This is a genomic window from Luteimonas salinilitoris, from assembly GCF_041300785.1.
Classification (GTDB): domain Bacteria; phylum Pseudomonadota; class Gammaproteobacteria; order Xanthomonadales; family Xanthomonadaceae; genus Luteimonas; species Luteimonas salinilitoris.
Genome location: NZ_JBFWIB010000001.1, coordinates 587,337 through 601,849 on the forward strand (window position 1 = coordinate 587,337; position 14,513 = coordinate 601,849).

The 14,513-nt window shown below is 69.8% G+C and carries 13 protein-coding genes; 8 read left to right on the plus strand and 5 right to left on the minus strand.

Translation table 11 applies throughout. The annotated features are described in order from the left end of the window. Positions 1 to 5: 5 nt before the first annotated feature. A complete protein-coding gene (locus tag AB5T46_RS02480) occupies positions 6 to 563 on the plus strand; it encodes a hypothetical protein (protein ID WP_370562438.1) in 558 nt (185 codons plus the stop codon). A 76-nt stretch (positions 564 to 639) separates the two neighbouring features. On the opposite strand, the gene kbl is transcribed toward AB5T46_RS02480, so the two are convergent. Then, positions 640 to 1,833, minus strand: a complete 1,194-nt coding sequence (gene kbl, locus AB5T46_RS02485) for a glycine C-acetyltransferase (protein WP_370562231.1) — start codon at positions 1,831 to 1,833, stop codon at positions 640 to 642. Positions 1,834 to 2,008: 175 nt separating this feature from the next. Then, entirely contained in the window at positions 2,009 to 3,031 is a 1,023-nt protein-coding gene (gene tdh / locus AB5T46_RS02490; RefSeq protein ID WP_370562439.1) for an L-threonine 3-dehydrogenase, read from the minus strand. A gap of 189 nt (positions 3,032 to 3,220) precedes the next feature. On the opposite strand from tdh, the gene AB5T46_RS02495 reads away from it, so the two are divergent. Continuing rightward, entirely contained in the window at positions 3,221 to 5,374 is a 2,154-nt protein-coding gene (locus tag AB5T46_RS02495; RefSeq protein ID WP_370562232.1) for a S46 family peptidase, read from the plus strand. Between the two features lie 108 nt (positions 5,375 to 5,482). Here AB5T46_RS02495 and AB5T46_RS02500 read toward each other — a convergent pair whose 3' ends face one another. Both AB5T46_RS02500 and AB5T46_RS02505 read right to left on the minus strand, forming a co-directional pair. Beyond that, a complete protein-coding gene (locus AB5T46_RS02500; protein WP_370562233.1) occupies positions 5,483 to 5,701 on the minus strand; it encodes a DUF6289 family protein in 219 nt (72 codons plus the stop codon). Positions 5,702 to 5,779: 78 nt separating this feature from the next. Continuing rightward, positions 5,780 to 6,007 (minus strand): DUF6289 family protein, encoded by a 228-nt coding sequence (locus AB5T46_RS02505; RefSeq protein ID WP_370562234.1) that lies wholly within the window; start codon positions 6,005 to 6,007, stop codon positions 5,780 to 5,782. A gap of 284 nt (positions 6,008 to 6,291) precedes the next feature. Here AB5T46_RS02505 and AB5T46_RS02510 point away from each other — a divergent pair, with 284 nt between their 5' ends. The 5 genes from AB5T46_RS02510 to AB5T46_RS02530 all read left to right on the plus strand — a co-directional run bounded on the left by AB5T46_RS02510 (position 6,292) and on the right by AB5T46_RS02530 (position 11,882). Beyond that, positions 6,292 to 6,939: a histidine phosphatase family protein gene (locus AB5T46_RS02510; RefSeq protein ID WP_370562236.1), complete on the plus strand. Its 648-nt coding sequence runs from the start codon at positions 6,292 to 6,294 to the stop codon at positions 6,937 to 6,939. A gap of 23 nt (positions 6,940 to 6,962) precedes the next feature. Beyond that, complete coding sequence (gene folC / locus AB5T46_RS02515; RefSeq protein ID WP_370562238.1) at positions 6,963 to 8,240, plus strand: bifunctional tetrahydrofolate synthase/dihydrofolate synthase; 1,278 nt, start codon at positions 6,963 to 6,965, stop codon at positions 8,238 to 8,240. A gap of 57 nt (positions 8,241 to 8,297) precedes the next feature. After that, positions 8,298 to 9,227, plus strand: a complete 930-nt coding sequence (locus tag AB5T46_RS02520) for an SPOR domain-containing protein (RefSeq protein WP_370562239.1) — start codon at positions 8,298 to 8,300, stop codon at positions 9,225 to 9,227. A gap of 158 nt (positions 9,228 to 9,385) precedes the next feature. Continuing rightward, complete coding sequence (purF, locus tag AB5T46_RS02525; protein ID WP_370562240.1) at positions 9,386 to 10,858, plus strand: amidophosphoribosyltransferase; 1,473 nt, start codon at positions 9,386 to 9,388, stop codon at positions 10,856 to 10,858. Between the two features lie 199 nt (positions 10,859 to 11,057). Further along, entirely contained in the window at positions 11,058 to 11,882 is an 825-nt protein-coding gene (locus AB5T46_RS02530) for a ferritin-like domain-containing protein (RefSeq protein ID WP_370562241.1), read from the plus strand. Positions 11,883 to 11,950: 68 nt separating this feature from the next. Here the strand turns inward: AB5T46_RS02530 and lpxH are convergent, their stop codons facing one another. After that, positions 11,951 to 12,688, minus strand: coding sequence for a UDP-2,3-diacylglucosamine diphosphatase (lpxH, locus tag AB5T46_RS02535; RefSeq protein ID WP_370562242.1), 738 nt, complete (start codon positions 12,686 to 12,688; stop codon positions 11,951 to 11,953). Positions 12,689 to 13,047: 359 nt separating this feature from the next. Here lpxH and gltX point away from each other — a divergent pair, with 359 nt between their 5' ends. After that, a complete protein-coding gene (gltX, locus tag AB5T46_RS02540) occupies positions 13,048 to 14,451 on the plus strand; it encodes a glutamate--tRNA ligase (protein WP_370562243.1) in 1,404 nt (467 codons plus the stop codon). The last annotated feature ends 62 nt before the right edge of the window (positions 14,452 to 14,513 follow it).

Below are 14,513 nucleotides of genomic sequence, written 5' to 3' on the forward strand. Positions count from 1 at the left end.
CGCGCATGCGCGCCGCTACAACGCTTCTGCTCTTGCTTGCGGTGCCTGCGCTCGGACATGCGGCCGATTGTTCGAGAACGCCGGGTTCGGTGCCGTCGGTGCCGCTGCAGCCGACGGTGCTGGCGCCGCTGTCACCGGAACTCGCCGCCCCCAGCTATCGTCTGGGCGCGCACGGCGGCGTGCTGTCGCATGCCTATGACGAGGCGCAGTCGGTCGATCAGGTGCTGCTGCGTTTGCGCGTTGAGGACTGCCGCAACGTCGCCAGCGCGATGCCGGCGCCGACCGTGGTCGACCCGCTGGATCCCTCGGTCTACAAGCCGAAGACGGAGCACGACAACACGCCGTGGCGCTTCGACATGAGCCAGAACGGCAAGATGATGACCGCCGACGAGTTCGACGCCTGGATGAAGGCGCGCGGGGTGCGCGTCGCGCGCGGCGCGCCGAAGCCCGCGGCGCAGCCGGAGGAAGTCCTGGTGATCGACGAAGAAATCGATCTGGTCCTGCCCGCCGCCGTTGCTCCGGAAACGGAGTCCGCCGAAGCCGCGCTTCCCATCCGCGACTGATACGGCCGCAAGACCGATCGCGCGCAGTACTTCGGCCGGTGTGCGCCGCAACGGCGCAACGGCGGGGATCAATGCTTCAGTGCTTCAGGACGCCGAGTTCGCGGCCGATCCGGGTGAACGCATCGATCGCAGTGTCGAGATGTTCGCGGGTGTGGATTGCCGAGATCTGTGTGCGGATCCGCGCCTGCCCCTTGGGCACCACCGGGAAGAAGAAGCCGATCGCGTAGATCCCTTCTTCGAGCAGGCGTTCGGCGAAGCGCTGCGCCAGCGGCGCGTCGTACAGCATCACCGGGCAGATCGGGTGCGTGCCGGGCTTGAGGTCGAAGCCGGCAGCGGTCATGCGCTCGCGGAAATACGCCGTGTTGGCGGCCAGCCGCTCGCGCAGGTCGTCGGCGGCGTCGAGCATCTCGAAAGCGCGGGTACCGGCGGCGACCACGTGCGGCGGCAGCGAGTTGGAAAACAGGTACGGGCGCGAGCGTTGGCGCAGCAGCTCGATTACCTCGCGCCTGGCCGTGGTGAAGCCGCCCAGCGCGCCGCCCATCGCCTTGCCGAGCGTGCCGGTGAAGATGTCGATCCGGTCCATCACCCCCTTCACCTCGGCCGAGCCGCGGCCCGTCGCGCCCAGGAAGCCGGTGGCGTGGCACTCGTCGATATGGACCAGTGCGTCGTAGCGCTTCGCCAGTGCGGTGATCTCGTCCAGCGGCGCGATGAAGCCGTCCATCGAGAAGACGCCGTCGGTGGTGATCAGGACGGTGCGCGCGCCGTCGGCACGTACCCGCTGCAGCTGCTGCTCCAGTTCGGCCATGTCGGCGTTGGCGTAGCGGTAGCGCCGAGCCTTGCACAGGCGCACGCCGTCGATGATCGAGGCGTGGTTGAGCGTGTCGCTGACCACTGCGTCCTGCTCGCCCAGCAACGGCTCGAACAGGCCGCCGTTGGCGTCGAAGCAGGCGGCGTAGAGGATCGTGTCCTCGGTGCCGAAGAAGTCGGCGATGGTTCGCTCCAGCCGCTTGTGCAGGTCCTGGGTGCCGCAGATGAAGCGCACCGAGGCCATGCCGAAGCCGTGGCTGTCCAGCGCGTCCTTGGCCGCCGCGATCAGATCGGGATGATCGGCCAGGCCGAGATAGTTGTTGGCGCAGAAGTTGAGCATCGTGCGCCCGTCCTCGAGCCGGATCTCGGCCGACTGCGGGGAGGTGATGACCCGCTCGGACTTGAACAGCCCCTGCTCGCGGATCTCGTCGAGGGTCTCGGTGTAGCGTTGGGTCAATGACATGGTGGCTCCATAGGTCCGTAGGAGCGGCTTCAGCCGCGACTGCGCGCAAGGTGACGGGTAGATACCTGCGGTCGTTTCCCTTCGCAACGCGCGGCGGCGCGTTTTACCGTGGTCGCCGCCGATAGGGCTGTCGGGCGCGGTCGCGGCTGAAGCCGCTCCTACAAGGGGGATGCGCTCAGTTCCAGCTCAGGACCACTTTGCCCGACTTGCCGGATTCCATCAGGTCGAAGCCCTTCTGGAACTCCTCGGCCGGCAGCTGGTGGCTGAGCACCTTGCCCAGCGGGAATCCCGAGAGCACCAGCTGGGTCATCTTGTACCAGGTCTCGTACATGCGCCGGCCGTAGATGCCGTGGATGGTGAGCCCCTTGAAGATGATCCGGTCCCAGTCCACGCCGGCGCCCTTGGGCAGCAGGCCGAGCAGGGCGACCTTGCCGCCGTGGTACATGGCGCCGAGCATATCGTTGAAGGCGCGCGGGTTGCCGCTCATCTCCAGGCCGACGTCGAAGCCTTCCAGGTGCAGGTCCGCCATCACGTCGCCGAGCGAGGCGTTGGAGACGTTGACCACGCGCGTGGCGCCCATGTCGGCGGCCAGCTTGAGGCGGTAGTCGTTGACGTCGGTGACCACCACGTTGCGCGCGCCGATGTGCTTGCAGATGCCGGCGGCCATCACGCCGATCGGGCCGGCGCCGGTGATCAGCACGTCCTCGCCGACCACGTCGAACTCCAGCGCACAGTGCGCGGCGTTGCCGTAGGGGTCGAAGAACGCCGCGAGTTCGCTGGGGATCTGGTCCGGGATCGGCCACAGATTGCTGGCGGGCATCACGATGTACTCGGCGAAGGCGCCGTCGCGATTGACGCCGATGCCGATGGTGTTCGGGCACAGGTGCTGCTTGCCGGCGCGGCAGTTGCGGCAGTGCCCGCAGACGATGTGGCCCTCGGCGGAGACGCGCTGGCCGGGCTGGTAGCCGCTCACGCCCGGACCGACCTCGGCGATGCGGCCGACGAACTCGTGGCCGATCACCAGCCCGGGCTTGATCGTGCGCTGGCTCCACTCGTCCCACAGGTAGATGTGCAGGTCGGTGCCGCAGATCGCGGTCTTCTCCAGCCTGATCAGGACCTCGTTCGGCCCCGGACTCGGGACCGGCACCTCCTCCATCCAGATGCCCTTGGCGGCCTCGCGCTTGACCAGCGCGCGCATGGTGGTTTGACGCTGGCTCGTCGGCTGCATCGTTGCGTCCGTCATTCGAAAACAGAAGCGGAATTATACGCCGCGGCGCATTCGCGCCCGGCATCGCCCGCGCGGCGGGCGTGCCTACCGGCACGGGCGGGGGGCGGCCGCGGCCGCTAGACTTCGGCCTCCCGATCCGTACCGCTCCGAGGACACCGCATGCGCCCAATGCCGATCGCCGCCGTATTGCTCCTGGCCGCCGCAGGCCTCGCACGGGCCGGAGAAGGGATGTGGGTGCCGCAACAGCTGCCGGAGATCGAAGGTCCGCTGAAAAAGGCCGGACTGCGGCTGTCGCCGGAGCAGCTGGCCGACCTGCGCGGCGACCCGATGGGGGCGGTGGTCTCGCTCGGCGGCTGCACCGCGAGCTTCGTCTCGCCGCAGGGGCTGGTGGTCACCAACCACCATTGCGCCTACGGCGCGATCCAGCTCAATTCGACGCCCGAGAACAACCTCATGCGCGATGGCTTCAATGCCGCCGCGCGCGGGGACGAGTTGAGTGCCGGTCCGACCGCGCGCATCTACGTGCTCGACTCCATCCTCGACGTCACCGAGCAGGTCGAGCGCGCCATCTCGGCGGCGCCGGATGCGATCGGGCGGGCACGGGCGCTGGAGCACGTCGAGAAGCGGCTGATCGCCAACTGCGAGTTCCGGCCGGGCCACCGCTGCCGGCTGTACAGTTTCGCCGGCGGCAACAGCTACCGCCTGTTCCGCAACCTGGAAATCCGCGACGTGCGGCTCGCGTACGCGCCACCGGGCGGCGTCGGCAACTTCGGCGGCGAAGTCGACAACTGGATGTGGCCGCGCCACACCGGCGATTTCGCCTTCTACCGCGCCTATGTCGGGCCCGACGGCGGCCCCGCCGATTACGCCGAGGACAACGTTCCCTACCAGCCGGCGCGCTGGCTGAAGTTCGCCGATCGTCCGCTGCGCGAGGGCGACTTCGTCATGGCGGCGGGGTATCCCGGGACCACCAGCCGCTATGCGCTGGCGAGCGAGTTCGAGCAGGTCGCGCAGTGGAGCTATCCCGCCATCAGCCGCCACTACAAGGCGTTGCTGGCCCTGGTCGAAGCGGAGGGTCGCGAGAATCCCGAGATCGCGGTCAAGTACGCCAGCACCGTGGGCGGATGGAAGAACACCTCGAAGAACTACGACGGACAACTGGAGGGCTTCGCGCGGATCGACGCGACGGCCAGCAAGCACGCGGAAGAGGCGGCGGTCCTGGCATGGCTGCGGGAGCAGGACGAGGCCGGACGCGCGGCGCTCGACGCGCACGCCGAACTGGAGCGGCTGGTCGAGGAAGGCCGCGCCACACGGGATCGCGACCTGGTGACCGGCCAGTTCCATCGTCTCGGCACGGTCGGCGCGGCGATGACGCTGTACCGCAACGCGATCGAGCGCAGCAATCCCGACGGCGATCGCGAACCGGGCTACCAGGAGCGCGACCAGCCGCGGATCAAGGGCTCGCTGGAGCAGATGGAGCGGCGCTATGACCCGGGGATGGACCGGATCCTGCAGCGCTACTGGCTGCAGCAATACCTCGCGCTCCCCGAGGAGCAGCGCGACGAGGCGATCGACGCCTGGCTCGGCGGCAGCGACGACGAGGCGATCGAGCGCGCGCTCGACGATCTCGCCGGGACCGCCCTGGTCAATCCGGAGGAGCGCATGCGCTGGCTGACCGCCGATCGCGACGCGTTCGAGAACAGCCGCGACCCCGCGATCCGCTACGCGGTGGCGGTGACGCCGTCGATGCTCAAGCAGGAACTGGAGCGCAAGGCCCGTGCCGGCGACGAGCTGCGCGCGCGTCCGCCGTACCTGCAGGCGGTGGCCGACCATCGCCACGCGCAGGAGCGGTCCGTCTATCCCGACGCCAACGGTTCGCTGCGGATCACGTTCGGCAACGTGACCGGCTACACCAAGCTCGACGGCCAGGCGCAGCAGCCGTTCACGCGGCTGGAGGAAGTGGCGCAGAAGGCGACCGGCGAGGAGCCGTTCGACGCGCCGCAGGCGCTGCTGGATGCGGTGGAGGCCGGACGCAACGGCGGCCTGGCCGATCGGCGGCTGCGCACGGTGCCGGTGAACTTCCTCTCCGACCTCGACGTGACCGGGGGCAATTCCGGGTCGCCGGTGCTCGATGCGCACGGCCGGTTGACCGGCCTGCTGTTCGACATGAACTGGGAGTCGGTGAGTTCCAACTGGGTCTTCGATCCGGCGATGACGCGCACCATCTCGGTGGACCAGCGCTACCTGCGCTGGATCATGCAGGAGGTGTATCCGGCGCCGCGGCTGCTGGAGGAGCTGAATCTGGTGCGCTAGCGCCTGTTAACACTTGACAGGCCCCAGGTGCCGCATGGGTGCGGCGGATCGCGTACGGAAAACGGCGGCCGTGGGCCGCCGTTTTCGTTTACCCGGTCATGGGGACGATCAGGGCCGATGACAGAACAGTTGCCCGTTGACCACGAAATTGCTGGTGCGCGTGCCTTCATAGCTGAAGACACCATCGCAGCTGACGACGAAGGAGCCGACGACGTTGCCCTGGTCGTCGAGGTAGATGCCCATGTCGCCGTTGCGGTGCTTGGCGATTGCCAATCCGGTAGCCAGCGCGGCGGCGAGGCCGAGGCCGATCAGAAGTTTGTTGCGCATATCGGGTACTCCTGTAGTGGACGATGTAGCGAGGGGTAGCGATCCGTTCCGGAAAGAATGCGGGTCCGGGGCCTGTTTCTAGATTTCCGGGTCGCAGATGAAGTAGCCGTCGGCGTAGTTGCGGGTGAACTTGCCCCAGGCTTCCCTGGTGCCGTCGCAATGGATGGCCTGGTAGCCGACCACGGCGCCGTCGTCGTCCAGGTAGTAGTAGAACTGGCCGGGGCCGGTGGGGCCGACCGCGGCAAAAGCCGCGCCCACCACGACGGTTGCCGCCAGAGCCAGGCCAAGGGCGATCTTGTTGCGCATGGGATTTCCCTCCTCGTTGCCATGTGCCGCCGAAGCGCGATCGCGCTGCGCGGCAAAATCCATTGTCGAAGCACGATGGGCGCTTGTCATGAGGAAATCGCCAGGCATGTGCTGGAGCGTGACGGCGTTCGCGCGGACGGCGGTCGGGCGTCACGCTCACGGCGCCGATCGTTCCGTGCACCGGGTGGCGGGCAGCGCGCATCCGGATCCGGATCCGGGCGGTCTGCTACCCTGCGCCGGCCGCGGCGTGCCCGCCGGTTTTCAAACGAGGGAGACCGGGAACGATGAGAATTCTGCTGGCTCGTCACGGCGAGACGCCCTGGAACGCGGAAGGCCGTTACCAGGGGAGGGAGGACATTCCGCTGTCCCCGGTCGGTGAAGCCCAGGCCGAGGCGCTCGGGGCGCGTCTGCGCGACCTACGGATCGACCGTGCGGTCGCCTCGCCGCTGTCGCGGGCACAGCGCACCGCGCAGCTGGCGCTCGGCGCGGCGCGGCATGCCCTGCTGCAGACCGACTCCGGCCTGCTGGAGATCGCACATGGCAGTTGGGAGGGCCTGCTGGCCAGCGAGATCCGCGATCGCGATCCGGATCGCCTGCAGGCCTGGCGCGAGTTCCCCGACAGCGTGCTGATGCCCGACGGCGGCGAGTCGCTGCAGCACGTGTTCGACCGCGCGTGGCCGGCGCTGGCGCGCGCCTGCGACGGACTCGGTGCCGACGGCACCGTGCTGGTGGTGGCGCACGACGCGGTCAACCGGGTGATCCTGTGCCGTGTGCTGGGCATCCCGTTCTCGCGGCTGTGGACCTTCCGCCAGGCGCCGACCACGCTCAACCTGCTCGAGGGCGACGGCCTCGATACGCTGGAAGTGGTGCGGCTCAACGATTGCGCGCACCATACCCCACTGTTCGGCGAGGCCGTGCACCGGGCGCTGTGAGCCACTCGACCTGCAACGCCCCCATGCCCCGCACGCTTGCCGACTGGCTCGACTACATCGAGCGCCAACATCCCCGCGAGGTCGAGATGGGCCTGGAACGCGTGCGCGCCGTCGCCGGGCGGATGCGGCTCGGGCGGCCGGCCCGGAGGGTGATCACCGTCGCCGGCACCAACGGCAAGGGCTCGACGGTCGCCTTCGTCGAGGCGATCGCGCGCGTCGCCGGTTGGCGCGTCGGCGCCTACACCTCGCCGCATCTGCTGGCCTACAACGAGCGCGTGCGCATCGACGGGTGCGATGCCGACGACGCGGCGCTGGTCGAGGCGTTCGCCGCGGTCGAGGCGGCGCGCAGCAGTGCACCGGCACTGCCGCTGACCTACTTCGAGTTCGGCACCCTGGCCGCACTGTGGCTGTTCGCGCGGGCACCGCTCGACCTGGCCCTGCTCGAGGTCGGGCTCGGCGGCCGCCTCGACGCCACCAACCTGGTCGACGCCGACGTGGCGGTGGTCACCACCGTCGATCTCGACCACCAGGACTGGCTGGGCGACGACCGTGAAGCCATCGGTCGCGAGAAGGTCGGCATTGCCCGCGCCTGGAAACCGCTGGTGCTGGGCGAGGACGATCCGCCCTCCAGCGTGCTCGGCCATGCCTATGCGATCGGGGCGTCCGCGATCCGTGCCGGCAGCGACTTCTTCTTCGAACCGGTGGATGCCGCGCACTGGCGCTGGCGCGAGGTCGGCTACGAGATCGAGCTGCCCAACCCGCGCCTGTCGGCACCCGCCCAGTTGCGCAACGCCGCCACCGCGATCGCCGCGCTGCGCGCGCTGCGGCGACCGCTGCCGAAGGCCGCGCTCGCGCAGGGCGTGGCTTCGGCGCATGCGCCGGGGCGGCTGCAGGCGTTCGTCCGCGACGGGGTGGAGATCGTGGTGGACGTCGGCCACAACCCGCAGGCCGCGCGCGAGCTCGCGGCCTGGTTGCACGGCGCCCCGGCGCATGGACGGACGCACGCGGTCTATGCGGCGCTGGCGGACAAGGACATGGCCGGCGTCGTTGCGGCGCTCGACGACGCGGTGGACGCCTGGCACCTGGCCGGTTTGCCGCAGGCCGGCGCGCGCGGGCTCGATGCCGATGCGTTCGCGGCGCGCCTGGCCGGGACCGCTGCCGATGGCGCCGCGCGCCATGCCGGGGTCGCGGAGGCGCTGGCCGCGGCGCGCGCCCAGGCGCGCGCCGGGGACCGCATCCTGGTGTTCGGTTCCTTCCACACCGCGGCGGCCGCGCTGGTGGCGTTGCAGGGCGGACATTAAGAAGTCGCCGCCGCATGCGGCGTATAATCCGCACGCCCCCCGTTCGCGAACGAGTCGATGGATTCCGGACTGAAACAGCGCCTGATCGGCGCCGCCGTGCTGGTTGCACTGGCGGTGATCTTCCTGCCGATGCTGGTCAAGGGCCCGGCGCCAGACAGCGGCGTCTCCGACCTGCCGTTGGAACTGCCGGACGAGCCACGGGGCGAGACCGTCACCCGCGACCTGCCGCTGCTGGCGCCCGGCGATGCGCCGGAGGGTGGCGCGGTCGGCATGCAGGCGCGCCCGGACGGCAACGAATTGGCGACCGTGGATACCGCCGACGCGCCGCACCCGGATGCCGCCGACCTGGCCTCGGAGGTCGAATCGGCCGAAGCGGAAACCGCGTCCCAGCCGGCATTGCCGGCCATCGCCGCCGGCGGCGACTACGCGGTGCATTTCGGCAGCTACGGCAGCAGCGTCAGCGCCGATACCGTGGTCAACCGGCTGCGCAGCGAACGGCTGCCGGCCGAGCGCAGCACGGCGACCGTCTCCGGCAAGCAGGTATGGCGGGTGCGGATCGGTCCCTACGCCACGCGTGCCGAGGCCGAGACGGTGCGCCTGCGCGCCGCGCAGGTCGGCAGCAACGACGCGCGCGTGGTCGCGCTCGATGCGACGCCCGCCCGGCCCTCTGCGCCCGTGGCGTCGACCACGACGCCCGCGCAGCCTCCGGCGGCACCGCCACCGGCGCCGGCGCCGGCAGCGGCGGCGCCGGATGTCGGGTTCGTGGTGCAGCTCGGCGCGTTCAGCAACGCGGCCGACGCTGGCGCGCTGCGCGATCGGGTGCGCGGCGCCGGGTTCACGGCGTTCACCGATACCGTCGCGACCGAGAAGGGCACGCTGACCCGGGTCAAGGCCGGCCCGGTGATGAGCCGCGCCGAGGCCGAACGGCTGAAGACGCAGCTGCAGGGCAAGACCGGCGTCGCGGGCATGGTGCGCTCGCACCCGTAACGGGACGATTCCAACGCGCCGCGGACGGCGCGTTTCGCAGGCCGGGCGACGAAACGCTTGATCCGGCCGGGACGGACCTCGATATAGGGGCCGTCCGACCGAGCGGTGCCGTCGCGGAGCGGCGCGCCGGTCCTCTCCCACAGCAACAGGCGAAACACATGTGCGGCATCGTCGGCATCGTCGGAACCACTGAAGTCGCGGCCGCGCTCTACGACGGCCTGACCGTGCTGCAGCATCGCGGGCAGGATGCGGCCGGCATCGCCACCGCCAACGGCAGCCAGCTGCGCGTGCACAAGGGCAACGGCCTGGTGCGCGACGTGTTCGACGACAAGGCGATGCGCCTGCTGGAGGGCCGCGTCGGCATCGGCCACTGCCGCTATCCCACCGCCGGCAGCGAAGGCCTCGACGAGGCGCAGCCGTTCTACGTCAACTCGCCGTACGGCATCGCGCTGGCCCACAACGGCAACCTGATCAACACCGATGCGCTGCGGCTCGAGGTGTTCGAGGAGGACCGCCGCAACATCAACACCGAGTCGGACTCCGAGGTGCTGCTGAACGTGTTCGCGCACGAGCTCGACCGCGAGCGCATGCTGACGCCGGAGGCCGCATTCAAGGCGATCGAGGGCGTGCACCGGCGCTCGACCGGCGGTTACGCCGCGGTCGCCACGGTGCTGGGGCTCGGCCTGGTGGCGTTCCGCGATCCGCACGGCATCCGCCCGCTGGTGCTCGGCAAGCGCGTCACCGAGGCCGGCGACGAGTACGCGGTGGCGTCGGAGTCGGTGGCGCTCGACATCCTCGGTTTCGAGCGCCTGCGCGATGTCGTGCCGGGCGAGGGCATCGTGGTCACCGCGCGCGGCGAACTGCACAGCCGACCGTGCGCGCCGCCGCAGCTGCGCGCGCCGTGCATCTTCGAGTACGTCTATTTCGCGCGTCCGGACTCGATGATCGAGGACATCTCGGTGCACAAGGCGCGCATGCGCATGGGCGTGACCCTGGGCGAGAAGATCCTGCGCGAGCGCCCCGACCACGACATCGACGTGGTCATCCCGATCCCCGACACCTCGCGCGATTCGGCGCTGGAACTGGCCAACGTGCTCGACGTGAAGTACCGCGAGGGCTTCATCAAGAACCGCTACGTCGGCCGCACCTTCATCATGGCGGGGCAGGGCGAGCGCGTGAAGTCGGTCAAGCGCAAGCTCAACCCGATCCCGCTGGAGTTCAAGGGACGGGTGGTACTGCTGGTCGACGACTCCATCGTGCGTGGCACCACCTCCAAGCAGATCGTGCAGATGGCGCGCGACGCCGGCGCGCGCAAGGTGTACCTGGCGTCGGCCGCGCCGCCGGTACGCTATCCGAACATCTACGGCATCGACATGCCGTCGGTGGACGAGCTGGTGGCGAACGGCCGCACGGAGAAGGAGATCGAGCAGTTCCTCGGCTGCGACTGGCTGATCTACCAGGATCTCACTGACCTGGAAATCGCCGTCGCCGGTCCGAAGTTTCCCGGTCGCCGCTTCGACAGTTCCTGTTTCAGCGGCGAGTACGTCACCGGCATCGAGTCGGGTTATTTCGAGCGCCTGCAGCAGCTGCGTTCGGACGAGGCCAAACGGAAGCGGCGCTTAGCCTCGTGAGCGGCGGAGCGCCCCGGCCTGTCGCCGCCCCTGTGGCAGCCGCACTCGTGAGAGTGGCGGTGGCATGCCGCCGCCGGGAAGTCGCGACGACGCAGAGTCGGCCTGCAACCGCCGCGGTTCGCCGGCGACGGCAGGCGATCGCGCCGTCGGGCGCCGCTTCAGCGGCGCCGTCGCCGGTAGCGCCCGTGCTCGCGGCGGCATGACCGATTCGCTGTTCCGACACGCCCGCGCCTGCCTCGCCGCCGCAGCGCCCGGGGACAAGATCGCCGCGACCTTCGCCGCCGCGGACGCGTTCGCCCGGGACGAACTGGATGTCGACACCGACGCTCCGCCGCCGGAGCCCATCCGCATGCCCGGTCGCCCCGCCAGGCCGGCGCTGGTGCATCCGCGCGACCTGCCCCGGCGCGGGCTCGGCACGCCCGAGGGGCGCGCCGCGTTCATCCACGCGATCGCCCACATCGAGTTCAATGCCATCGACCTGGCCTGGGACGCCGCCTACCGCTTCCGCGGCCTGCCGCGCGAGTACTACGCCGACTGGGTGTTGATCGCCCGGGACGAGGCGCGTCACTTCTCGCTGCTGCGCGAGCGGCTGCGCGCGCTCGGGTTCGAGTACGGCGACTTCGACGCCCACAACGGCCTGTGGGAGATGGCGGAGAAGACCGCGCACGACGGCCTGGCGCGGATGGCGCTGGTCCCCCGGGTGCTCGAAGCGCGCGGCCTTGACGTCACCCCGGGCATGATCGTGAAGCTGCGCGCGCTGGGCGACGACGAGACCGCCGGCATCCTCGAGGTGATCCTGCGCGAGGAGGTCGCCCACGTCGCCGCGGGCAGCCGCTGGTTCCGCTGGTTCTGCGCGCGCGCCGGCGTCGATCCGGAGCCGAAGTTCCGCGCATTGCTGGCCGAATACGCGCGCGCGGTGCTGCACGGGCCGTTCAATCTCGACGCGCGCAGCGCCGCGGGCTTCAGCGACGCGGAACTGGACGCATTGCGGCAACTCTCCTCCCCGCATCGCGTCCTCCGGTAGAGCGGAGCTTGCTCCGCTGCTCGCCGCCCCGGAGCCCACGCGCCAAAAGCAGCCGAGCAAGCTCGGCTCTACGACAGGGAGGTGAGGTCGTAGAGGCCGTCGGGACGCGCCCGCAGCACCGACCCCTGCGTGTACCAGTCGCCGAGCACGATGCGCCGGCAGGCGCGGCCGCCGGCCGTGAGGTCGTGGATGGCGGGGCGATGGGTATGGCCGTGGATCAGGGTGTCGACGCCGAAGCGGGCGAAGGTTTCAGCGACCGTCCGCGGCGAGACGTCGGTGATCGTCTCCATCGTGCCGGCCTCGCGCAGCTCGCCCTGGCGCGCCTGGCTGGAGGCGCGCGCCTGTTGCGCGAAGGCGAGCCGCGCCTGCAGCGGCTGGCTCAGCATGTGGGCCTGCCATTCCGGGTTGCGGGTCTGCGCGCGAAACTGCTGGTAGGCGACATCATCGGTGCACAGCAGGTCGCCGTGCATCAGCAGCACCGGCTTGTCGTACAGCACGATCACCGCCGGGTCGGGGAGGAGGGTCATCCCGGACCGCAGCGCATAGTCGCGGCCGAGCATGAAATCACGGTTGCCGTGCATGAAGTACACCGGCACGCCGCCGTCGGACAGGGCGTTCAGCTTCTCGGCGACCAGGGCGCCCGCCTCGGACGGATCGTCGTCTCCGACCCAGGACTCGTACAGGTCGCCGAGGATGTAGAGCGCATCGGCACCGTGCGCCTCGTCGTCGAGGAACTCGGCGAACAGACGGGTGATCTCCGGGCGCTCCGGATCGAGGTGCAGGTCGGAGATGAAGAGCGTGGTCATGGCGACATGATAAGGGAGCCGGGAATCGGGAATCGGGAATCGGGAATCGGGAATCGGGAATCGGGAATCGGGAATCGGGAATCGGGAATCGGGAATCGGGAAGAGCGTACCGCCTTTGCTCGTCATCCCAGCGCAAGCATGGGATCCATGCTGCGGTGCCCTTAGCTGTTCGGGAGCGACAGCGACATCAAGATGGATCCCAGCTTGCGCTGGGATGACGAGCGGAGGCCGTCGTTCTGTCCTGCCTTCCGCTTCCGCGGCGGCAGCGGCAGCGACGCCACTGCCGCGCTCGGCTCCCGCTCTCCACTCGCCTGCCCGCGAGCTCCGCTAAAATGGCGTCTCCCCACCGGCTGCCGCCCATGACCGTCCGTACCCGCTTTGCCCCCAGCCCCACCGGATACCTGCACATCGGCGGCGCGCGTACCGCGTTGTACTGCTGGCTCGAGGCGCGCCGCGCCGGCGGGCAGTTCGTGCTGCGGATCGAGGACACCGACCGCGAGCGCAGCACCCAGCCCGCGATCGATGCCATCCTGCAGGCGATGGACTGGCTCGGCCTGGACTACGACGAGGGCCCGGTCTACCAGACCGCGCGCGTCGACCGCTACCGCGAGGTGGCGGAGCAACTGGTCGCCGCCGGCCAGGCCTATTACGCCTACGAGACCAGGGCCGAGCTCGACGCAATGCGGGAGGCGGCGATGGCCGCCGGCGACAAGCCGCGCTACAACGGCGCCTGGCGCGAGCGCACCGATCCGCGCCGCGACGACCCGAACCGCGTCATCCGCCTGAAGAATCCGCTCGAGGGCGTCGTCGCCTGGGAGGACAAGGTCAAGGGCCGGATCGAGATCGCCAACAGCGAGCTCGACGACCTGGTGATCCTGCGCCCGGACGGCTATCCCACCTACAACTTCGCCGTGGTGGTCGACGATCTCGACATGCGCATCACCGACGTGGTGCGCGGCGACGACCATGTCAACAACACCCCGCGGCAGATGAACATCTACCGGGCGCTCGGCAGCGAGCCGCCGGCGTTCTCGCACCTGCCGATGATCCTCGACGAGCAGGGCGCCAAGCTGTCCAAGCGCACCGGCGCCGCCGACGTGATGCAGTATCGCGACGCCGGCTACCTGCCGCACGCGCTGCTCAACTACCTGGTACGGCTGGGCTGGTCGCACGGTGACCAGGAGGTGTTCTCGGTCGCGGAGATGCAGCGGCTGTTCGACCTGAAGAACGTCAACGCCAAGGCGGCGCGGTTGGATCCGGACAAGCTCGGCTGGCTGAACCAGCAGTACCTGAAGCACGACGAACCGGCGGACGTGGCTCGGCACCTGGAATGGCACCTGCGCAACGCCGGCTACGATCTGCCGCAGGGGCCGGCGCCGGTCGACGTGGTGGTCGCCCTGCGCGACCGCGTGCAGACGCTGGCCGACATGGCCGAGCGCGCCGCGGTCTGGTACCGGCCGCTCGAGCACTACGACGACAAGGCCGTCGCCAAGCACCTGAAACCGGAGGCGGGCATGCCGCTGGCCGAGGCCCGCGACCGCCTGTCGCGGTTGCCGGCCTGGAACGCGGAGGGCATCAACATTGCTCTGCACGCCACCGCCGAGGCATTGGGCCTGGGCATGGGCAAGATCGCGCAGCCGTTGCGGGTGGCGATCACCGGCACCCAGGTCAGCCCGGATATCGGCCATACGGTCTACCTGGCCGGCCGCGACGAGGCGCTGAAACGGATCGACGCCGCCATCGCGCGCATTCCGGCCGCCTGAACGCCGCGCGCCCGTAGAGCGGAGCTTGCTCCGCTGCTCTCGGCCCCGAAGCCGGCATAGCC